Source organism: Proluteimonas luteida (assembly GCF_021191695.1).
In the GTDB taxonomy this organism is placed as follows: Bacteria; Pseudomonadota; Gammaproteobacteria; order Xanthomonadales; family Xanthomonadaceae; genus Luteimonas; species Luteimonas luteida.
The window spans coordinates 399,866-420,426 of record NZ_JAIWPT010000001.1; the positions used below are offsets into that span (position 1 = coordinate 399,866).

General features: G+C 70.4%; 18 protein-coding genes. 8 read left to right on the forward strand and 10 right to left on the reverse strand.

Annotated elements, in window-relative coordinates; genetic code table 11:
* The first annotated feature begins 50 nt into the window (after positions 1-50).
* Positions 51-1,769 carry a sensor domain-containing diguanylate cyclase gene (locus LDO26_RS01705; protein ID WP_232129334.1) on the forward strand — a complete coding sequence of 573 codons (1,719 nt, stop codon included), beginning with the start codon at positions 51-53 and terminating at the stop codon, positions 1,767-1,769.
* The gene (locus LDO26_RS01710) at positions 1,766-2,641 is read left to right on the forward strand and encodes a C40 family peptidase (RefSeq protein ID WP_232129335.1); all 876 of its coding nucleotides are present in this window, start codon (positions 1,766-1,768) and stop codon (positions 2,639-2,641) included. Before LDO26_RS01705 ends, LDO26_RS01710 begins: the two co-directional genes overlap by 4 nt.
* Positions 2,642-2,765: 124 nt before the next feature.
* On the opposite strand, the gene LDO26_RS01715 is transcribed toward LDO26_RS01710, so the two are convergent.
* A complete protein-coding gene (locus LDO26_RS01715) occupies positions 2,766-6,188 on the reverse strand; it encodes an autotransporter domain-containing protein (protein ID WP_232129336.1) in 3,423 nt (1,140 codons plus the stop codon).
* A gap of 112 nt (positions 6,189-6,300) precedes the next feature.
* Entirely contained in the window at positions 6,301-6,564 is a 264-nt protein-coding gene (locus LDO26_RS01720) for a hypothetical protein (protein WP_232129337.1), read from the reverse strand.
* Between LDO26_RS01720 and LDO26_RS01725 the strand changes: the two genes are divergently transcribed.
* The gene (locus tag LDO26_RS01725) at positions 6,563-6,742 is read left to right on the forward strand and encodes a hypothetical protein (protein WP_232129338.1); all 180 of its coding nucleotides are present in this window, start codon (positions 6,563-6,565) and stop codon (positions 6,740-6,742) included. The genes LDO26_RS01720 and LDO26_RS01725 overlap by 2 nt on opposite strands.
* A 480-nt stretch (positions 6,743-7,222) precedes the next feature.
* Here LDO26_RS01725 and LDO26_RS01730 read toward each other — a convergent pair whose 3' ends face one another.
* The 3 genes from LDO26_RS01730 to yidD form a co-directional block, all read right to left on the reverse strand.
* Positions 7,223-8,044 carry a M23 family metallopeptidase gene (locus LDO26_RS01730; RefSeq protein ID WP_435594013.1) on the reverse strand — a complete coding sequence of 274 codons (822 nt, stop codon included), beginning with the start codon at positions 8,042-8,044 and terminating at the stop codon, positions 7,223-7,225.
* Between the two features lie 65 nt (positions 8,045-8,109).
* Positions 8,110-9,462, reverse strand: a complete 1,353-nt coding sequence (locus LDO26_RS01735; RefSeq protein ID WP_232129339.1) for a dihydroorotase — start codon at positions 9,460-9,462, stop codon at positions 8,110-8,112.
* On the reverse strand, positions 9,459-9,638 hold the full coding sequence (yidD, locus tag LDO26_RS01740) for a membrane protein insertion efficiency factor YidD (protein WP_232129401.1): 180 nt from the start codon (positions 9,636-9,638) through the stop codon (positions 9,459-9,461). The genes LDO26_RS01735 and yidD overlap by 4 nt, the downstream gene beginning before the upstream one ends.
* 169 nt (positions 9,639-9,807) lie before the next feature.
* Here yidD and dksA point away from each other — a divergent pair, with 169 nt between their 5' ends.
* Positions 9,808-10,875: an RNA polymerase-binding protein DksA gene (gene dksA / locus LDO26_RS01745; protein WP_232129340.1), complete on the forward strand. Its 1,068-nt coding sequence runs from the start codon at positions 9,808-9,810 to the stop codon at positions 10,873-10,875.
* A gap of 147 nt (positions 10,876-11,022) precedes the next feature.
* On the opposite strand, the gene LDO26_RS01750 is transcribed toward dksA, so the two are convergent.
* Together LDO26_RS01750 and LDO26_RS01755 are read right to left on the reverse strand one after the other, a co-directional pair.
* On the reverse strand, positions 11,023-12,291 hold the full coding sequence (locus tag LDO26_RS01750) for an MFS transporter (protein WP_435594008.1): 1,269 nt from the start codon (positions 12,289-12,291) through the stop codon (positions 11,023-11,025).
* Positions 12,288-12,737: a SufE family protein gene (locus tag LDO26_RS01755; RefSeq protein ID WP_232129341.1), complete on the reverse strand. Its 450-nt coding sequence runs from the start codon at positions 12,735-12,737 to the stop codon at positions 12,288-12,290. Before LDO26_RS01755 ends, LDO26_RS01750 begins: the two co-directional genes overlap by 4 nt.
* 229 nt (positions 12,738-12,966) lie before the next feature.
* Here LDO26_RS01755 and LDO26_RS01760 point away from each other — a divergent pair, with 229 nt between their 5' ends.
* Both LDO26_RS01760 and LDO26_RS01765 read left to right on the forward strand, forming a co-directional pair.
* Positions 12,967-14,382 carry a cryptochrome/photolyase family protein gene (locus LDO26_RS01760; protein WP_232129342.1) on the forward strand — a complete coding sequence of 472 codons (1,416 nt, stop codon included), beginning with the start codon at positions 12,967-12,969 and terminating at the stop codon, positions 14,380-14,382.
* A 166-nt stretch (positions 14,383-14,548) separates the two neighbouring features.
* Positions 14,549-15,238 (forward strand): YiaD family glycine zipper/OmpA-like lipoprotein, encoded by a 690-nt coding sequence (locus LDO26_RS01765; RefSeq protein WP_232129343.1) that lies wholly within the window; start codon positions 14,549-14,551, stop codon positions 15,236-15,238.
* Between the two features lie 195 nt (positions 15,239-15,433).
* On the opposite strand, the gene LDO26_RS01770 is transcribed toward LDO26_RS01765, so the two are convergent.
* From LDO26_RS01770 to mntP, 3 genes are all read right to left on the reverse strand, one after another.
* Positions 15,434-16,315 (reverse strand): DUF6999 family protein, encoded by an 882-nt coding sequence (locus LDO26_RS01770; protein WP_232129344.1) that lies wholly within the window; start codon positions 16,313-16,315, stop codon positions 15,434-15,436.
* A gap of 97 nt (positions 16,316-16,412) precedes the next feature.
* Positions 16,413-18,308: an iron-containing redox enzyme family protein gene (locus tag LDO26_RS01775; protein ID WP_232129345.1), complete on the reverse strand. Its 1,896-nt coding sequence runs from the start codon at positions 18,306-18,308 to the stop codon at positions 16,413-16,415.
* A gap of 75 nt (positions 18,309-18,383) precedes the next feature.
* The gene (gene mntP / locus LDO26_RS01780; RefSeq protein ID WP_232129346.1) at positions 18,384-18,965 is read right to left on the reverse strand and encodes a manganese efflux pump MntP; all 582 of its coding nucleotides are present in this window, start codon (positions 18,963-18,965) and stop codon (positions 18,384-18,386) included.
* 348 nt (positions 18,966-19,313) lie between these two features.
* On the opposite strand from mntP, the gene lexA reads away from it, so the two are divergent.
* Both lexA and imuA read left to right on the forward strand, forming a co-directional pair.
* Positions 19,314-19,925 (forward strand): transcriptional repressor LexA, encoded by a 612-nt coding sequence (lexA, locus tag LDO26_RS01785; protein ID WP_435594009.1) that lies wholly within the window; start codon positions 19,314-19,316, stop codon positions 19,923-19,925.
* Between the two features lies 1 nt (position 19,926).
* The gene (gene imuA / locus LDO26_RS01790; protein ID WP_232129347.1) at positions 19,927-20,556 is read left to right on the forward strand and encodes a translesion DNA synthesis-associated protein ImuA; all 630 of its coding nucleotides are present in this window, start codon (positions 19,927-19,929) and stop codon (positions 20,554-20,556) included.
* The last annotated feature ends 5 nt before the right edge of the window (positions 20,557-20,561 follow it).

Here is a 20,561-nt window from a genome sequence, read left to right on the forward strand (position 1 = left end):
CCGCCTTCGACGGTCGGGCCGCGTCCCCCGTTCCGCGCTAGCATTGACGGATGGGGATCGGGGGCCGGACGCACACGAGGGGGCACTGGTGGTGGCTGCTGCTGGTGCTGGCGGCGTGGCCGGCATGCGTGTACCCGTCGCATCCCGGGGCGCCTGGACGCATCCCGCTGGAGCTTGCGCGCCTGGCGGCCGATCCGCCCGCGGATGAAGTGGTCGCCGGTCTGCACGATGCCGGACTGGTGCCGCAGGCATCGTCGGACGTGCTGTTCGAGACCGCGCGCACGCCCGGCTGGTGGCGGATCGGCGCCGGCACCGACATCGCGGCGCAAGGCGATCCGCACCTGGTGCTGGAAACGCCGCATTCCACGCGCGTGCAGGCATGGCTGCCGGGCGCGGATACCCCAACCGAACACGCACTGCACGGCGCCGCGGCGGACCCGCGCTTCGCCAGGCGCGCACTGGCGATCGCGCTGCCCGGCGGGCTGCAGGCGGGGCAGGCGGTGTGGCTGCGGGTGGATGCGCCGGCCGGTTATCCGATGCCGCTCTCGATCGCGACGCGCGACCGGATCCATCGCGACGACCTGCGCCACGTCGCCTGGCGCACGACGATCCTGGCGACGATGCTGGTGCTGGCACTGCTCGCGCTCGGCTTCTGGTACGGCAGCAACGACCGCAGCTACGCCTGGCTGGCGGGCATGCTGGGTTTCGGCGCGCTCTACCTCGCCGCGATCGGCGGCGAAGCGGAGCACCTGCCAGGCATCGGACCATGGCTCGCCGAATCGGTGCGCGGCCCGCGACTCATGGCCTTCGCCGCACTGGTGTGCAGCAACCTGTTCCAGCAGCGCTATCTGGACCTGCCGCGCAAGCTGCCGTTGCTGAGCCGGACGCTGACGGCAGTGACCTGGCTGGTTGTCGCGCTTGCCGTCGTGGCGCTGCTCTCCACGGCGCCGCTGGTCGCGCTGCTGGGCAATCTGCTGTTGCTGGCATCGGCGGTGCTGGTGCTGGCGGCCGGCCTGCAGCTGGCCTGGCGTGGCGACCGGCAGGCACTGCTGCTGTTCCTGTCGTGGCTGCCGCTGGCCGTGTTCGCGGCGTTCCGGGCGATGGAGCTGAGCAGCGCGGGCGCCGGCGCAGGTCCCGCCTGGCTCGGGCAGGGGCTGGCGGCCAGCTTCGCGCTGGCCGGACTGGTGCTGACCTTCGGCATGACCGAGAAGCTGATCGAGCTGCGCCGCGACCGCGACCTCGCCAGCGCCCGCGCCGATCTCGACGCGCTGACCCTGCTGGCCAGCCGGCCGGCGATCGAGCGCGAACTGCGCAAGGCGGTCGCGCAGGCGCACGCACAGGGCGAGGCGCTGTCGGTCGCCTTCATCGACATCGACCATTTCAAGACCATCAACGACGCGCACGGCCACCCGGTCGGCGACCAGTGCCTGCATTACATCTGCCGGCGGGTCCGCAACCGCATCCGCGCCCAGGACCTGCTGGGACGCTACGGCGGCGACGAGCTGCTGCTGGTCATGCCGCGCGCCGACATCGACGACGCCATCACCACCGCGATGCGCATCCGTGCCGCGGTGAACTGCCGGCCCGTAACCGTCGAGGCGCACAGCCTCGATTGCAGCCTCAGTATCGGTGTCGCCACGCTGCTGCCGGGCGAAGATGCCGAAGCGCTGCTGCTGCGCGCCGATTCGGCGCTCTATGCCAGCAAGCGCGACGGCCGCGACCGGGTCAGCGCCGATCCGCGACCCGACAGCCCGAGGGCCATCGCATGATCCACACGTCCCGTGCGCCCGATCCCGCCCCCGGCACCGCCGTCGCCGACATCCAGGTGGGCGACATCCTGTTGATGCGCAGCGCCGGCGACTTCTCGGCGGTGGTCGCGTGGCTGGGGGAAAGCCAGTACAGCCATGCGGCGATCGCGACCGGGCCCGATACCGTCGCCGAGGCGATCACCGCCGGGGTGCTGACCACCCGCATCGACGAGCTGCTGCAGTTGGACATCGAGCACATCGACCTGTACCGCCCCTGCGCCCATGACGGCACGCCGTTCGACGATGACGATCGTGCCAGCATCGCCGCGTGTGCCGGGACCTACCTCGGACATCCCTATGCGAAGTACGGGCTGGTGGTGCTGGGGATGTGGTCGGCGCTGCGCAATGCCGGCGAGATCCCGGTGGCATGGCAGGCGGCCGTGAACCTGGCGCTGCGTGTGCTGCTCGACGACGGCGGCAGGACCCTGATCTGCAGCGAGCTGGTCTATCGCAGCCTGTCCGAATGCCAGGTCGAGCCGGTGGGGCGCCTGCGGCCGCGGATCCTGCAGCGCACCCCCAATCCGCTGCCGTTGCCGGACGTCGATCCGGTCAAGCTGATGCAGGAGATCGCGCACATGCTCGGCTGGGACAAGGCCCGTGCCGATGCCGGCCTGCTGGCAACGGCCGGCGATGTGCAGGCGACCGCGCAACTGCACGCCCGGGCCCGGGCGATGCTCGGCCTGCCCGCCGCTGCCGATGACGATATCGATGGTGGGGCACGCTTGTTCGCGGGTAAGGAACCGGTCGAGGACCCCAGGCCGGTTCCGCGGCTGGTGCGGCCGCGCGAGTTCGAGGTCAGCCCGTCGGTGCGCCTGGTCGGCCGCCTGAAGTAGCCGGGCCCGCAGCCGCGCGCGTCGGCCGCGTGGGGCCGACCTACGCAGGGCTGGACTTTGGAAAATAACCATGAAAAAGGAGCGGCCGAAGCCGCTCCTGTTCCGTTTCCATTGCCGCCTGTCGTCAGAACTGCACGGAGAAGCGGGCGTTGGCGCCGTGGTCGCGGGCTTCGTCGGACAGCACGCCGCTGTAGCCGAGCTCCAGCAGGCTGTTGGCCGAGGTGCGCGCGGCGATGCCGAGCTCGACCAGGGTCGCCTCGTCGGTGATCGCCGGACTGCGCGCGCTGTACCAGTTGCTGCCGTCGAACGACAATGCGGCGGCGCGAACCTGGTCGCCGCCCGCGTAGCGATAGCCGACGTTGCCGCGCAGGCTCAGCCAGCTCTGTTCCTGCGCCGACCCCCGCAGGTTGACGTTGAAGCGCAGGCCGGCGGTGCCCAGGTCGACGCGCGTATCGCCACTGCGGCCCTGCAGCGCGGCCGCGTCGCCATCCTCGACGAAGGCGTCGTGGTCGAGCTCGACGTGCGCGTACTGCAGGTAGGGCTCCAGTTCCCAGACGTCGTTGCCGAAGCGGTAGCCGACTTCCGCGAAGGCCTGCCACGCTTTCGCGTCGTAGCGGCTGTGCACGCCCTCGGAATAGCCGGCGAAGGCGATGTCGCGCTCGATGTCCAGTTCGTGCCAGGCGTAGGTGTAGCCGGCGCGGACGCCGAGGCCACCCCAGGCCTGGCTGCCGTAGACGCCAATGTGCCGGGTATCGGCATCGCCCTTGGAGCCGCGCTGACGAACGTCGAAGTCGGTGCTGCCGACGCCGCCGAATGCGCCGAAGCGCCAGCCGCCGTCGAGCTGGTGGTCGATGCCGACCAGCGCCGCAGTGCCGGAGTACTGCGTGCGCGCCGCATTGCCGTCACCGGTGATGCGTCCACCCTGGCGCTGGACCTCGACCCAGGCGCCGGTGTTCGCATCCGCATCGCGCTGGCCGCGGAAACCGTCGTGGCCGCTCGACGCACGCGCCAGCGCGGCGTCACGGACCAGCCGCCCGCTGTCGAGCAGGACCTGTTGCGCACTGGCATGGATTTCGCCCGAGAGCTGGTCGAATGCACCACGCGCCTGTGCCTCGGTGAGCTGGGTCAGCGGCACCAGCAGGCCCTGGTCGTCAGGCAGCGCGTCCAGCGCCGCGGCGGTGGACAGCTGGTTGAAGCTCTGCGCGGCACTGGCCAGCGCCGCGCCGCGCGTCACGCCGATGTCGATCGCATCGGCGCCGTAGAGCAGCGACAGCGACAGGAACGGCGACACGCCGGAGGCGTCGAGGGTGTCGAACTCGCCGTCGACGCCGCCATCGGCGGACAGGATGCGGTACTGCTGCCCCAGCAGGTAGGTGCCGGGCAGACTGCTCGCCAGCAGGGTGCCGCCCAGCAGGTTCGCCGTCCCGGTCACGTACAGCAGGTCGGCCTGGTCCGGCGGCAGCAGTTCGGCGATGAAGGTCGCGTCCGCGGTCTGGGTGTAGTCGCCGTCGACGGTGAGGGTGCCGATCGAGTTGCCCGGTGCGATGGTGCCGGCGACCCGGGTATCGCCGAGCGTGCCGCTGCCGCCGAGCGCGCCGTCGACCCCGATGTGCGTGGTACCGCCGCCGACCGTGCCGTTGACGATCGCCAGTCCGTCGGAAACGGTCAGGTCGCTGCCGTCGAGGCTGCCGCCGACCAGCAGCGTGCCGCCGTCGACATGCACGTCGCCGGCCAGGGTGTTGGCGCCGTCGAATTCCAGCAGGCCCCCGGTCACCGTCGCGCCACCGAAGCTGTTGTCGCCGGACAGGCGCAGCCAGCCGGCACCGGCCTTGGTCAGGTGGCCGGGGCCGCCGATGTCGTTGGTCCAGTCGTCCCAGGCATCGCCTTCCCAGACCTTCAGGCCGCCCGCGGCGGTGTCCATCACCACCTCGGTGTCGACGCGCAGCAGCCCCGGGCCTTCGATGGCCTTCTCCAGGTTCAGCAGGCCCCAGCCGTAGATCTCGTCGACACCTTCCTCGCCGAGATCGGTCGCGGTGGTCAGCATGACGTCGCGGACCTGGGCGCCGGTGAGGTAGGGGAAGCGCTCGAACAGCAGGCCGAGCGCACCGGTGACGTGCGGCGCGGCCATGGAGGTGCCGGAGTAGTCGGCGAAGCCCGGCAGGCCTTCGCGGCTGTCGAACCCGTAGCGCAGGTTGCCGGCTTCGTCGATGAACCAGTCGCCCGCGATCGCGTCGTCGCCGTCGTACACGGTCGAGGTGATGCCGGTGCCCGGTGCGGCGATGCACCACTCGGCGGTCACGCCGCATTTCATCGAGCGTTCGCTGAGCGCGAGATCCTGGTCGAGGTTGACCACGCTGACCCAGTACTGCTCGATGTCGGGGAAGATCATCGGCAGCGACGCGGGTGCCGACGCATGCGGGCTGGCCTCGGGGCTGGGATTGACGCCGCTGTTGCCGGCGGCCACCACCTGGATCATCCCGGACTGGCGCGAGGCCTCGGCCATGTGCCCGAATGTGGCCGCGATGTCGGGAACGCTCATCAGCGCATCGTGGTACAGCGCGACTTCCTCCGGGGTATACGCGGTGTAGGTGTAGCCCCAGCTGTGGTTCATCGCCTGCACGCCATGGTCGATGGCCTGCTCGTACATCTGCGCGAACGCGGTGCTGTCGGCGCCGGTGCCCAGCGTCGTGCACTGTCCGAGGAAAATGCAGGGGATGTCGACGACGGTCAGGCTGTCGTTGAACAGCCGCGCCGAACTCAGGTCCGCGCCGAACGCCACGCCGTGCATGCCGCTGCCGTCGCGGTTGGCCGCGATGGTGCCGGCCACGTGGGTGCCGTGGCTGTTGAAGGAGTAGAACGTGTTGCCCCAGAGATGGTCGTTGTCGGGATGCGGAAACAGGGGCGCCAGCTCGGGATCCCAGTACTCGCCATCCACGGCGACCTGGTCGCCCTCCGAATAGAAGCAGGCATCGGGGCCGGCCAGCACCGTCGCATCGCTGCAGCGGCTGCCGTCGGCCAGCAGCTCGGCCATCGTGATCGAACGGTGGTCCTTGCCGGCGAACTCGGGATGGTCGAAGCCCGCGCCGCTGTCGAGCAGGCCCAGCCGCACGCCAGTGCCGCTGAGGCCGCGTGCATAGGCGTGGTGCGCGTTGATGACCTCAAGGCCCCAGTCGGCCTGGAATTCCTCGTTGATCCATGCGTCCGGGTCGGTCGGATCGCCAGGCGTGTCGGCATTCGGTGTCGCGGTCACGCCCACGGTCGCAGCGGACGCAGGCGACGGATCCCGGCGTTGCCAGCGGCGGCTGAAGCCATCCGCGAGCGGCTGCGCGCTGAAGTCCGGGGCGCGATGGGCGCCGGCAGCGCCGGTTTCGAAGACGGAGGCCACGGCACCGGCGATCTGCGCGCCACGGTTGCTGGTGGTGTCGACGGCGAACGCAGGTGTGGCGGCAAGGGCGAGCAGTCCACCGGCAATGGCGGTGGCAAGACGGGAACGCTTCGCGGCAGTCCGGGACGGACGGCGCATGCGTGGGGACAGCACTTCGGTCATCTTTTTCTTCCCTGGTGGATACGAAAACGGGTGACCATGACGCGTCACCCGGCTGCGGACCTTAGGAAAAGAAGTGTTCAGCTCGCGTGCAAGCTGATGAATCCCGGCGGAATTATCGGACCTCGGTCACAGTTACCTGCAGCATCAGTGGAGTCGACCGGCCCGGGCGCTGCACGTGCACGTTCCAGTGTCCCGCCTGTTCCGGCGCCTGCAGCACGACGCGCCCGTGCTCGTCGGCAACCACCCGCTGCCCGGAGGCTTCGACCACGCTGCCGGGCGGTACCTCGCCTTCGATCCGGCTGCCGGCCTGCACGCGCAACGGAATGCGCACGCGCGTGTTGGCGACCTCGCTTCCCGGGCTGACGGGGGACGGCATGGAAACCTCCCGCGCAGCAGGTGCCTGCTGCGGAACGATGGATGTATTGGATGCGCTGGTGCGTGCCGGCGCTGCGGGTGCGCAGGCGCCGAGCAGCACCGGCATGGCCCACGTCAGCAGCAGCCGGGACGAACGCAATGACGATGGCGTGGCGCGGAAGCTCATCGCGCGACCGTAGCAGACGGCGGATGACGGCAGCCTGCAGTGTCGTGATGCGGACGCAGGGTCGGAACCCTGGGAGCTGACGGGAGCTGCCCCCGGCTTTGCCACGATCATGTTGCGCCCTCATCCGCCCCTTCGGGGCACCTTCTCCCGCGAGCGGGAGAAGGGAAGGGCGAATGAGCGGCGGCCTGTGATGCCGAACGCGCCGCCGCGCGTGGGAAAGGCGAACGACAGGGACAGCACGACTCAGCGTTCAAGTACCAACTGCGGATCGATCCGCACGTCGAACCGCGCCAGTCGAACAACGGGTGGCCTTCCATGCCGAACGCGCCGCCGCGCGTGGCAAAGGCGAACGACGGGGACGCCGCTGCTCAGCGCTCCAGAACCAGTTGGGGATCGATCCGCACGTCGAACCGCGCCAGTCGAACAACGGGTGGCCTTCCATGCCGAACGCGCCGCCGCGCGTGGGAAAGGCGAATGACGGGGACGCCGCTGCTCAGCGCTCCAGAACCAGCTGGGGATCGATCCGCACGTCGAACCAATTCATCCCCCAATGCAGATGCGGCCCCGTCGCGCGCCCGGTCGCGCCGACGGCACCGAGTACCTGGCCCTGCTGCACGCGGTCGCCCGGTTTCACGTCGATGCGCGAGAGGTGCAGGAAGTTCGAGCTGATGCCGTGGCCGTGGTCGAGCAGTACCGTGCCGCCGGTCAGGTAGAGGTCGGGCCGGGCGAACGTGATCACGCCGGCGGCCGGCGCCTTGACCGGGGTGCCGGTCGGCGCGGCGATGTCCATGCCCGAATGCGGCGCGCCGGGCTGGCCATTGTACGAGCGCGCGCGGCCGAAGCGGCCGCTGATGCGGCCCTCGACCGGACGGATGAAACCGTTGCCGAAGTCGACCCGGTCGTCGTCGCGCACGCGCGCCTCGGTCACCTGGGCCTGTTCGCGGCGGATGCGTTCGGCGATCGCCGGCGGTGGATTCACGGTCGCCGGCGGGACGCCGTTGACGTGTTCGACCGGCCAGTCGCGCGGGGTGATCGCGATCGACGCCGTGTCCTGGCGCCCGTCGGGACGGCGCACGTCGATCCGCACCGGTCCGGCCTCGTCGCGGCCGATGCCGAGCACGACCGTGCCGTAGCCGCTGACCCGCAGGTTGCGATCGCGATAGGTGACCCGGCTGCCGGCGGGGACCTTGCCGACGACGAGGCTGCCCTGCTGGACCTGCGCCGGGAAGCGCAGGTCGTCGGACGCTTGCGCGGAGACGGCGGAACACAGGAGCAGGGCGGTGGCCAGCAGCAGGCCGGTGGGCAAGCGCATCATCGTCATCGCGGTCGTCGTCAGGGAGGATCGGGCCGCGTCGCTGCGGCTGGCGGCGGGCGTGGGCCTCAACGCGCGAACGCCAGCCGCTGTCCGGCCGGGTCGCCGACCAGTCGGCTGCCATCCCAGGCGAGCCGGCCGTTGACCCAGGTCGAGGCGATGCGCGAGCGGAACGTCGTGCCTTCGAATGGCGACCAGCCGCACTTCGACAGTACCTGCTCACGGGTCACCGTGAACGGCGTGTCCTCGACCAGCACCAGATCGGCGAAATAGCCCTCGCGCAGGAAGCCGCGTTCGGCGACATCGAACAGCTGCGCCGGTGCATGCGCGAACTTCTGCACCACGCGGGTGATGTCGAAATGGCCCTCGTGCACGCATTCGAGCGCGGCCACCAGCGCGAACTGCACCAGCGGCAGCCCGCTCGGCGCACGCGTATAGGGGTTGTGTTTCTCCGCGAGCGTATGCGGCGCATGGTCGGTCGCCAGCACGTCGATGACGTCGTCGGCCAGGGCCCGCAGCAGCGCTTCGCGGTCGGCGGGATCCTTGATCGCCGGGTTGCACTTGATCAGGTGGCCGAGGCGGGCGTAGTCGCGGCGGTCGAAGCGCAGGAAGTGGATGCAGGTCTCGGCGGTGATGCGCTTGCGCAGCCGGCCGTCGGCGTCGACCAGCGGGCCGGCCTCGAACAGCGCCAGCTCGTCGGCGGTGGAGATGTGCAGCACGTGCAGGCGGGTGTCGTGGCGGCGCGCCAGCGACAGCGCCAGCTGCGTCGACTTCATGCAGGCCTCGCGCGAGCGGATGTCGGGGTGGCATTCGGCGGGGATGTCGTCGCCGTACCTGGCCACGTACTGCTTCTGCAGCGCGTCGATCATCGGCGTGTCCTCGCAGTGCGTGATGATCGGCACCGGGGTTTCGCGGAAGATCGCGTCCAGCGTTTCGGGGTTGTCGACCAGCATGTTGCCGGTCGAGGCGCCCATGAACACCTTCACGCCCGGCGCGGTCAGCGGATCGAGCGTGCGCACGTCGTCGAGGTTGTCGTTGCTGGCGCCGAGGTAGAAGCCGTAGTTGGCGCGGGCGCGGCCGGTGGCGCGGTCGTACTTGTTCTGCAGCGCCGCCGCATTCAGTGTCGGCGGGCTGGTATTGGGCATGTCCATGAAGCTGGTCAGCCCGCCGGCGACCGCGGCGGCCGACTCGCTGGCCATGTCGGCCTTGTATTCCAGTCCCGGCTCGCGGAAGTGCACCTGGTCGTCGATCATGCCCGGCAGCAGCCAGCGGCCGGCGGCGTCGACCACGGTCTCGCCGGGCCGCGCGGACAGGCCGCCGCCGATCGCGGCGATGCGGCCGTCGGCGCCGATGCGCAGGTCGCCCTCGGTGATCCGGCCCTCGTTCACGAGGCGGGCATTGAGGATCAGGGTGTCGGTCATCGCTTGGACTCCTGTTGCGGCATCGGCACCGGGTCGTGTCCGCCCGGATGCAGGGGGTGGCAGCGTCCGAGCCGTCGCGCCGCCAGCCAGCCGCCCTTGAGGGCGCCGTAGCGGGCGATGGCGATCATCGCGTACTCGGAACACGTGGGATGGAAGCGGCAGCGCTGCCCCAGCATCGGGCTGATCCAACGCTTGTAGCCGCGCAGCAGGACAATCAGGAAGCGCTCGATCACGACAGGCCGGCGGGGGCGATGAACTGGGCAGCCGGTTGCGGTTGCCGCTGCGGGGTTTGCAGGGTATAACACCCCGCTTCCCCGTCCAAGGGAATGACAAGGAACGCAGCACGTGGCAGTCAAGAAAACCGCGAAGAAGGCCGTCAAGAAGGCCGCCAAGCCCGCCGCCAAGGCGCCTGCGAAGCCCGTGGCCGCGAAGAAGGCGGCTGCATCCAGGCCAGCGGCCGGAAAGGCGGCGGTGAAGAAGGCTGCCGGCAAGTCCGCGTCGAAACCGCTGGCCTCGAAGGCAGCGACGAAACCGGCTGCGAAGAAGACGGCCGCCAAGCCGGCGGTCGCCGGGAAGGCTGCCGCCCGGACATCCGCACCGGCCGCCGCGAAGAAGCCCGCGAAGGCTTCGACCCCGAAGGCGGCGGCGAAGAAGCCGGCGCCGGCAACGAAATCCAGCAAGGCCGCGCCGGCCAAGGCTGCTGCGAAGACCGCAGTGGCGAAGCCGGCCGCGCCCGCAGCTGTCGCGAAGAAGCCTGTCGCCAAGAAGGCTGCGCCGGCCAAGTCGGTGTCCACCAGCGCGACGGCCAAGCCCGCGCCGGCGAAGACGGCATCGGCCAAGACAGCGGCGGTGCCGACCCCGGCCGTCCAGAAATCCGCGGCGCCCACGCCGCGCGCGCGTCCCGCCGGCAAGGTCGCCGTCGCCGTCGTCGCGCGCCCGGCCGAGCCCGCACCGAAAACCAAGGTGAAAGTGGTGTCGTACAAGACTGATGAAGAAACCGGCCGTCCCATCGTGCCGGCCGGTTACAAGCCCTCGGCCGACGAGGAGTACATGAGCCCGCTGCAGCTCGAGTACTTCCGCCAGCGCCTGCTGCAGTGGCGCGCGGATCTGGTCGAGGAATCGAAGCAGACGATCGAGAACCTGAAGGACGAAGTGCGCGACGTCGGCGACGAGGCCGAGCGCGCCACCCGCGAGACCGAGAACTCACTGGAGCTGCGTACCCGCGACCGCTACCGCAAGCTGATCGGCAAGATCGACAGCACCCTCAAGCGCGTAGATTCGGGCGAATACGGCTACAGCGTCGATTCGGGCGAGGAGATCGGCCTGGACCGGCTCGAGGCGCGCCTGACCGCCGAGCGCACCATCGACGAGCAGGAGCGCTGGGAGCACCTGCAGAAGCAGATGGGGGATTGATCGGGAAGCGGTAATTGGTGATTCGTGATTCGAAGAAGCGAATCACGATCGCAGACGGATCTGCTCCAGAATGAAGCCCGCCATTGGTGGGCTTTATCGTATCCGGTGAACCTGCTTTTCCGAATCACCAATCACCAATCACGGCCGTCAATGCAGCTCCCGCAGGTCCAGCCGCCGCAGCTTCGGCGCCTTCTTCGCGGTGACCGCGACCACGCCCATGGTGACGAAGCCGCCGAACACGACCGCGGGCACCAGGCCGAGCAGGCGTGCCATCGAGCCCATGTAGAAGGCGCCGATCTCGTTCGACGAGCCGACGAACAGGCCGTTGATCGACGACACCCGGCCGCGCATGTGGTCGGGCGTGGCCAGCTGCATGATCGTCGAGCGCATCACCACCGAGACGCCGTCGCACATGCCCGACAGCAGCAGGAAGAACGCCGACAGCCAGAACAGCGTCGACAGGCCGAAGCCGATCATGCAGGCACCGAATCCGGCCACGGCGATCAGCAGCACGCGCCCCGCGTTGTGCTGGATCGGATGGCGGGCCAGCCAGATGCCCATCGCCACCGCGCCCAGCGCCGGGGCACCGCGCAGGATGCCCAGGCCCTCGGGCCCGTAGTGCAGGATGTCGTGGATGAACGCCGGCGCCAGCGAGATCGCGCCGCCGAACAGCACCGCGAACATGTCCAGCGCCAGCGCGCCGAGCAGGATCTGGTGGCCGAACACGAAGCGGGCGCCCTCGGCGATGCTGGCGAAGATCGGGTCGCGCTGCGGTTGCCGTGGCGGTTCGCTGACCTGCATCCGCGCCAGGAACACGACCACCGCCAGCGCCAGCAGCGCGGCCAGCACGAACACGCCGGGAATGCCGATCGGCTTGATCAGCGCACCGCCGATCGCCGGACCGATCACCAGCGCGCTCTGGAACACGATGCTGCCCAGGCTGGCGCCGCGCGCGTACTGGGTGCGCGGCAGGATCCGCGCGAACAGGGCGTTGTAGACCGGGCCGAGGAAGGCCCGCACCATGCCGGTCAGCATGATCGGCAGGTACAGCAGCCAGACGCCGCCGCCGATGGTGCCCAGCACCATCAGCGCCAGCAGCAGCGGCGTGACCGCCAGGCCCGCGGCCGCCGCCATGCCCAGCCGCCGGCGCGGCAGCTGGTCGACCAGGTAGCCGGCGAACGGCGCGACGCAGAAATACGGCAGCACCTCGGCCAGGCCGATCAGGCCCAGCATCCATGGGTTGCGGGTCTGCTCGTAGATGTACCAGCCGACGGTGACCGCGACGATCTGGTAGGACAGGATCGTGCAGATGCGGTAGCCGAGCAGTGCGCGGAAATCGCGGTTGCGCAGCGGCGCCGCGCGGCTGTCGTCGTGGTCGTCGGCCGGGGGCTGGTGCGGGTCGTCGGGTGCGCTCACTGCAGGGCGGTCTGCGCGCGGGCCCGGATGAAGGCCAGCAGCGCGGCGAGGCCGTTGCTGCGGGTCGGCGACAGGTGCTTCGCCAGGCCGATGTCGCCGATGTAGCTGGCGTCGGTCGCGACGATTTCCTGCGCGCTGCGGCCCGAATAGACGCGCAGGGCGAGATAGATCAGGCCGGAGACGATCGCCGAGTCGCTGGCGGCGGCGAAATCGAGCCGCGTCGCGTCGCCCGACGGCACGATCCAGACCATCGACTGGCAGCCGTGCAGGCGGTGTTCCTCGGTCTTCCACTCATCGGGGAACGGCGGCAGCTTGCGGCCCAGGTCGATCAGGTACTGGTAGCGCTCCGACCAGTCGCCGAAGAAGGCGAACTCCTCGGCGATGGCGCGTTGCGCCTCGGCGGGCGTGGGTTCCAGCGGGAAGGGGGAGGGAGGCGATTCGCTCACGACAGGCGGTACCGGTTGCGGGGGGCGCATCGCGGCGGTGCCGCGAGCCCAAGCCCGTAATTTTGACGGAAGCGGGCGAAAAAGGCCCGTCACGGTGCAGCGCGGTTGCCGCCGATGCAGGCATCCGGCTGGCGCCGCGCCCCGGATTGGCCTGCATGCCGCATCATCCGTGTCCGACGTCCCGCGCTGTACGGTGTCGTGACCATCGTCCCCCCATCCAGGACCTGCCATGGCGAATGCGCTCGTCTGGTTCCGCAACGACCTCCGGCTCGACGACCATCCCGCCCTGCGCGCCGCGCTGGAGGCCGGGCTGGCGCCGGTCTGCGTCTACATCCACGCGCCGGACGAGGAGGGCGACTGGGCGCCCGGCGCGGCCTCCGATGCCTGGCGCCACCGTTCGCTGGCCGCGCTCGATGCCGCGCTGCGCCGGCGCGGCAGCCGGTTGCGGCTGTTCCACGGGCCGACGCTGCCGACGCTGCGCACCCTGGTCGACACCTGCGAGGCGGAGGCGGTGTTCTGGAACCGGCGCTACGAACCGGCGATCGAGCAGCGCGACGCGAAGATCAAGCGCGCCCTGCGCGGCGCCGGCGTGCGCGCCGAAAGCCACGACGGCGCGCTGCTGTTCGAGCCGTGGACGCTGGCGACCGGGCAAGGCGGGCCGTACAAGGTGTTCACCCCGTTCTGGCGCAAGGCGCTGGCATCGTGGCGGCTGGCGCCACCGTGGCAGGCGCCGGGCGTGTTGCCCAAGGTCGAGGCCGGCCCGCACGGGGTCGCGCTCGACGACCTGCTGCTGCGTTCCGCGCACGACTGGGACGCCGGCTTCTGGCCGTCGTGGACGCCGGGCGAGGCCGGGGCGCACGAAATGCTGGAGGTGTTCGTCGACGGCGCCCTGCACGGCTACCGGCAGGGCCGCGAGCGGCCCGACCAGGCCGGCACCTCGCGCCTGTCGCCGCACCTGCATTTCGGCGAGATCGCGCCGTGGCGGGTGGCCGCCGAGCTCGAGACGCTGCGCAGTGCAGGCACCGGCGCCGACATCGACGCATTCGTGCGGCAACTGGGCTGGCGCGAGTTCGCCCACCACCTGCTGCACCATTTCCCGACCACGCCCTCGCACAACTTCAATCCGCGCTTCGACGGCTTCGCCTGGGCGCGCCGCAACGAGGCCCAGCTGGCCGCGTGGCGCGCGGGCATGACCGGCGTGCCGATCGTCGACGCCGGCATGCGCGAGCTGTGGCAGACCGGCTGGATGCACAACCGCGTGCGCATGGTCGTCGGCAGCTGGCTGTGCAAGCACATGCGCATGCACTGGCGCGAGGGCGCGCGCTGGTTCTGGGACACCCTGGTCGATGCCGACCTGGCCAACAACACCCTGGGCTGGCAGTGGATCGCCGGCACCGGTGCCGATGCCGCGCCGTATTTCCGCGTGTTCAATCCGGTGACGCAGGCGCAGAAGTGCGATCCCGACGGCCGCTACATCGCCCGCTGGGTGCCGGAACTGGCCGGACTGCCGGTGCCGCTGCGCTTCAGCCCATGGGAGGCGCCCGCGCAGCTGGCGCGCATTGCGCCGGACTATCCGCGCCGGCCGATCGTCGACCTGGCCGCCGGCCGCGATGCCGCGCTCGCCGCCTATCAGGCGACGCGCTGAGCCGGGCGCTCGGCCGGGTTGCCCCAACTCTTCCTGAATAGGCGGCGCGGCCGTCACTCCGCATGCATTGCCGGCGGGGTAACGTCGGCCGCGTCCACTCGGTGCACGGCCAGTCCGTCCACCGCGCCATTCGTCCGACATCACATGTCATACAGGAGATCCGACCATGGGCAAACCGATCACAGCCCGTTCGACCAGCATGATCACCACCGCGATCGCAGGTGCCCTGCTGCTCACCAGCTGCGCCAGCTACACCGGCCAGACCAATGCCCCGGACGATCCCAACCGGACCCGCAACAACGCGCTGATCGGTGCCGGCATCGGTGCCGTCGCCGGCCTGCTCAGCGGCTCCGACGCGACCGAGCGCCGCCAGCGCGCGATGGTCGGCGCGGGTGTCGGCGGCCTTGCCGGTGGCGCGATCGGCGCCTACCAGGACCGTCAGGAAGCCGAACTGCGTCGCCAGACCCAGGGCACCGGCATCCAGGTCGACCGCGAGGGCGACGTCATCAAGCTCAACCTGCCCGACGGCGTGACCTTCGACTTCGGCAAGGCCGATCTCAAGGCGCAGTTCTACCCGGCGCTCAACAACGTCGCCCGCACGCTGCAGGAGTACGACCAGACGATCGTCGAGATCTCCGGCCATACCGACAGCGTCGGCAGTGATGCGGTCAACCAGCGCCTGTCGCAGCAGCGTGCCGATGCGGTGGGCAACTACCTGATCGGCCAGGGCCTGCTGCGCCAGCGTTTCGAGATCGTCGGTTTCGGCAAGACCCGCCCGGTCGCCGACAACAGCACCGAGCAGGGCCGTGCGCTGAACCGCCGCGTCGAGATCCGGGTGATCCCGCTGCAGTCGTAAGCGCGGCAGTCCATGTCGATGAGAAAGGCCGCGCCCGTCGCGGCCTTTTTCTTGACTGGTCTCCGGGCAGGAGACAAGACGCCTCATGCGTTCTTCTGTCGTCCCGGGCGCGGTCCTGGCGTCCGGGGCGTTGCCCCGACCTCGAGAAATCCCGGGAACCGGGAAAGAACCGGCAGATGACTGCCAGCCTCGCATTTAGGCGACCGGCTGCGGCGCCTGCGCCTTGGCGCGGCTCAGCAGCGCGTGCAGCATCTCGGTCGACAGCCCGTGCAGCACCAGGCGGAAACCGGCGCGCAGCGTGGTCAGCGGCACCAGCGGATGCTTGTTGTTGAGGAACACCAGGTAGTCCGGCCGCTGCAGCAGCGTGGCGGCATAGATGCCGACGATCTCGTCGAGCTGCAACGAGTTGGTCGCGCGCCAGAAGTCGTTGTCGGTCAGGAACAGCTGGTAGACCGGGGTGTAGACCTCGATCGCGGTCTGCAGGTCGATGAAGTTGGTCCAGCGCCGCGGCATGTCCTCCAGCCGCAGCCCGGGCTGGCGGATCATCGAGAAATCCAGCTCGGCCGGTGGCCGGATCGGCTGGCCGCCGAGTTCGCGGTTGAGGTCGATGATGAAGTTGAACAGGTTGAGGTCGTGCTGCAGGAACACGTCGTCGCGCAGCGCGGCGATGTCCGGCGGGCTCAGCGGGTGCGACGGCAGTTCGCGGTCGGGCAGGGCGTTGCGGCCGATGAAGGACAGCACCTGCGAGCCGAGGTGGAAATGCCGGAGGATCAGCCAGTTCGCCTCCGGGCTGACGAAGGTGGCCATGCCCCAGACGATGGTGCGGTGCAGCCACTTCGACGAGGTGAAGCGCTTCGGCAGCACGATCTTCAGCAACTGGATCATCACGATCGACAGCCTCGCCAGCGGCCGCACCACCGGCAGCACGAACTGGCGCGAACGCGACGCGGCATCGGTCAGCCAGGCGCGCTTGACGTCGTCGGCCAGCGGCCCGCTGGCGTCGAGGTACAGCGCCAGCCACGGATTGGGATCGCGCGGATCGTGCGCGGCGTTCAGCCAGTCCTCGGTCCTGCTCATCGCGTCTTCCTCGTAGCGCGCTGCTCGTGCCTGCTCTGCCGGAAAGCCTCCGGCGCCGTGTCCGGTGGAGCGATCCCCGCTCCACGGTCCGCGGCGCTCAACGGATCATCGCCAGCTGCCGCGCATACAGTACCGCCACATGGCGGGCATCCTCGAGGATCTCGTCGGCCGCCTCGCGCCCGCCGATGCCGATCGCGACCTCCAGCGCCTGCAGCCAGCGCTGCAGGTGGGCGACGTCGTTCTCGCCGTGGTAGGCGAGGAAGCGGAAGCTTTTGCCGAGCCAGCCCAGGCGCTGGCGCAGCAGCGGCAGCAGCGCCGGCACGATGCGCTGGCCGGTGCCTTCGATGATGTACATCGCGCCGAGCAGGCCGACCGCGTCCGGCTGTGCCGCGCGCGCGTGCAGGTAGGCATTGAGCGCCTCGCCGCCGGGGTTGCGGCGCAACGCGTCCAGCGATGCGACCCGGCCGCCGGCGTTGCGGTAGTCCTCGAACAGCACGTTGTAGTCGTACTGTTCGTCGTCGGCGTGGTGGTGCACGGTCTCGCGCAGCACCGCGTACTTCGGCGTCAGGTGGTCGGCGGCCTCGCGCATCCACAGGCTGCCTTCGCGGACCTGCGGCACCCATTGCTCCATCCAGCCGACGTAGTCGGCCTTGCCGACGCTGCCGTCGAGGATCCGGCGCACCAGCGGCGTCCGCCAGACCCGGCTGCGGTAGTCGTGCCAGACCAGGGCCAGCTCGCGCAGCAGGCGCGCGACCTCCGGCAGCTGGGTGTCGGGATCGGCGCTGTGCGGCGGAGGCGGCAGGTCGTCGGCCCCGGCTGCGTCGGCCGCCGGCGCCGGGGTTGCGGCCGCTGGCGCGGGGGGCCGGGACGCTGTCGCATCGCCGGCCTCGACGACGGTCAGGGTCGCGAAGGCCACGCTGAACCGGCCCGACTCGGGGACGAACAGCAGGATCCGCTCGCCCGGTCGCGGCTGCCGCTCGCGCAGGAAGTCGTGCAGCATCGTGAAGATCGACGCCGAGCCGAGGTTGCCGCGGAAGGCGAGGTTGCTGTACCAGCGCGCTTCCGGGATCTCCAGCTGCGCCAGCTGCAGGCAGCGGCGCACCACCGGGGCGAATTTCCGCGACGAGTAGTGGCACAGGAAGTGGTCGATCGCGGCCGGGTCGACGATCCCGGCCTCGGCCAGCTGCACGTACTCGTGGGTGGCGACGTCGAACAGCTGCGGCAGCAGGCGGATGTCCTGGCGCAGCAGCATCGCGCCGTCGGCGTCGGCGGCGCTGAAGTCGGGATAGTCGCCCCAGCGGCGGCCGCCGGCCGACAGGCCCGCCTGCATGCACAGCGGCAGCTCCCCGGAGAACGACTTGAGGTGCAGGTGGTCGAGCCGCAGCGCGATGCCGGCCACGGGCAGGTTGCGCGACAGGCGCCATGCGCCGGCGCCGTCGGACAGCATCCAGCGCAGGAAATGCGCGTCGAAGTCGGCGTTGTAGCCGGCCGGCGCGAAGCGCGAGCGCTTGAACAGCCGCGACGGGAACTCGGCGGTGGCGACCACGGCCTCGCGATGGCTGCCGGCCTGCAGCGCCAGCGCGGCATGGTGCAGCGCGGCCATGCCGGATGCGCAGACGCCATGGTGGCTGGCGGCGGTCATCGCCGGCGCGCCGAGTTCGGCCTGCACCTGGTTGGCGAAGCCGGGCAGGATCAGGTCGCCGCAGGACGAGGCCGCCGCCAGCAGGTCGATGCCGGCGAAGGCGGACGCATCGGTGCCGATGCAGTCGCGCACCGCGGCCGCGGCCAGCTGCGCGGCGCTGTGGGTACTGTTGCCGTCGGTGTCGAGGGCGTAGTGCCGGGTATGGATGCCGTTCTCGCCGAGGATGCGGCGCTTGATCCGCGGCGACATCGCGTTGAGCGGGGCGATGTAGTCGTCGATGCGGTCGTTGCCGACCGGATCGCCGGGGAAATACGCGCCGGTCGCGGTGACGTAGACATCCTCGAATCGCATGGGCCAGCCTGAAGGGAGAGGGGAGGCTGTTATACCCGAGGGCGCCGGCGGCGGCGCAGCGGCGTCACCGGCACGTCAGAGCGGCAGACCGCCGGCGCCGGAGAGATGCTCGTACAGGATGAAGCTGCCGATGCCGACCAGGATCAGGCCGCCGACGATCTCCGCGCGCCGGCCGGCAATGGTGCCCAGCGCGCGGCCGAGCATGATTCCGGTGGTCACCATGACCAGCGTGCAGATGCCGATGACCGTGGCGACCAGCCCGATGTTGACGTCGAGGAAGGCCAGGCCCACGCCGACCGCCATCGCGTCGATGCTGGTGGCGAAGCCGGTCGCGGCCAGGTTCCAGAACCCGTGGCGCTGCGGCGGTTCGGGATCGTTGCCCTCGGCCTTCAGGCCGGCATGGATCATGCGGCCGCCGAGCACCAGCAGCAGGACGAAGGCGATCCAGTGGTCCCAGGCGGTGATGTAGGCGGCGGCCGCCAGGCCCAGCGCCCAGCCGACGACCGGGGTCAGTCCCTCGATGACGCCGAAGATCAGGCCCGCGCGCAGGGCATCGGGAAAGCGCGGGGTCTGCATCGCGACGCCCTTGCCGACGGCGGCGGCGAAGGCATCGGTCGACATGGCGAAGCCGAGCAGCAGGATCGAAAGCAGGGACATGGGAACTCGCAGGCCGGGGCGGGGACGGACAACGGCATGCCGGCACGCCCAACCTCCGTTGCGCCGGAATACCGCTGGTCTCGCCAACCTGGACGGGTGACCTGCGCCACGGCCGCAACGGACCGAGTGTGTTGACGCAGGTGCTTCCGCGGTGCGGAAGCCGGCTACTCCCCAAGGGGTGGCGCATGCTAGCAGCGACGCCCGGGGAATGCACACATATAGCATCATGTATGTCTTATAGGACTTTGAAAAACAACAAGCAGAAAGCCTGAATGCAAGGCTTTTCCGGCCCCCTGCCCAAGGCGCCGGCAAGGAAATGCTGGCGTGCGATTCCGCCATGGAGTACATATGTACTCCATGATCGATCCCGCTTCCCGCCGTCGCCGCATCCTCGACTTCATCCGGCAACGGGTCGCCGTGCAGGGCCAGCCGCCGACCCTGGCGGAGATCGCCGCGGCCTGCGGCCTGGCCTCGCGCGGGGCGGCCCGCAAGCACGTGCTGGCGCTGGCCGAAGCGGGGCTGATCGCCGTCACCGCCGGGCAGGCCCGGGGCATCCGTCCGGTCGGGGGAACGCAGGCGCTGCTGCAGGTCCCGGTGCTGGGCCGGGTCGCGGCCGGCCTGCCGATCGGCGCCGATGCCGGCCTCTCCGACACCCTGGCCCTCGATGCGCGCACGTTCTCCCAGCCGCCCGACTACCTGCTGCGGGTGCAGGGCGACTCGATGATCGACGACGGCATCCTCGACGGCGACCTGGTCGGCGTGCGCCGCGCGGCCGATGCGCACGACGGCCAGATCGTCGTTGCCCGTCTCGATGGCGAACTGACCATCAAGCGCCTGCGGCGGCGCGGCGGGGTGCTGCAGCTGCTGCCGCGCAATCCCGCCTATGCGCCGATCGAGGTCAGGGCCGACCAGGCGTTCGCGCTCGAAGGCGTGTTCTGTGGCCTGGTGCGCCGCGGCTGACATGGTCGCCGTGGCGGCACTGGATGCGCTGTTCGACGACCGCCGGCTGTGGAAGGGGCGGCCGCATGCCGCGCCGCCGACCGGCGCCCAGCCGAGCGGACACGCCGCGCTCGATGCCGCGTTGCCGACCGGCGGCTGGCCGGAGGCGGCGCTGACCGAACTGCTGCCCGAGGCCGACGGCATCGGCGAACTGCAGCTGCTGTGGCCGGCGCTGGCACGGCTGTCGCGGGCCGGCGAACGGCTCGTGCTGGTGGCGCCGCCCTACCGGCCGTTCGCGCCGGCCTGGCAGGCGGCGGGCATCGACCTGCGGCAGTTGCACGTGGTGGTGGCCGACGACCCGCGCGATGCGCTGTGGGCCACCGAGCAGTGCCTGCGCTCGGGCAGCTGCGGCGCGGTGCTGTGCTGGCCGCCCGCGGCCGACGACCGCGCGCTGCGGCGGCTGCAGGTCGCGGCCGAGACCGGGCGTACGCTGGCCTTCGCCACGCGTCCCGCGCATGCGGCGCGCAATCCGTCGCCGGCCGCGCTGCGGATCGCGATCGACGCCCGCCCGGCGCAACTGCGCATCCTCAAGTGCCGCGGTGGACTGGCGCCGCCACGGCCGCTGCCGTTGCCGGCGCTGGCGGGCGGGTGAGCGGC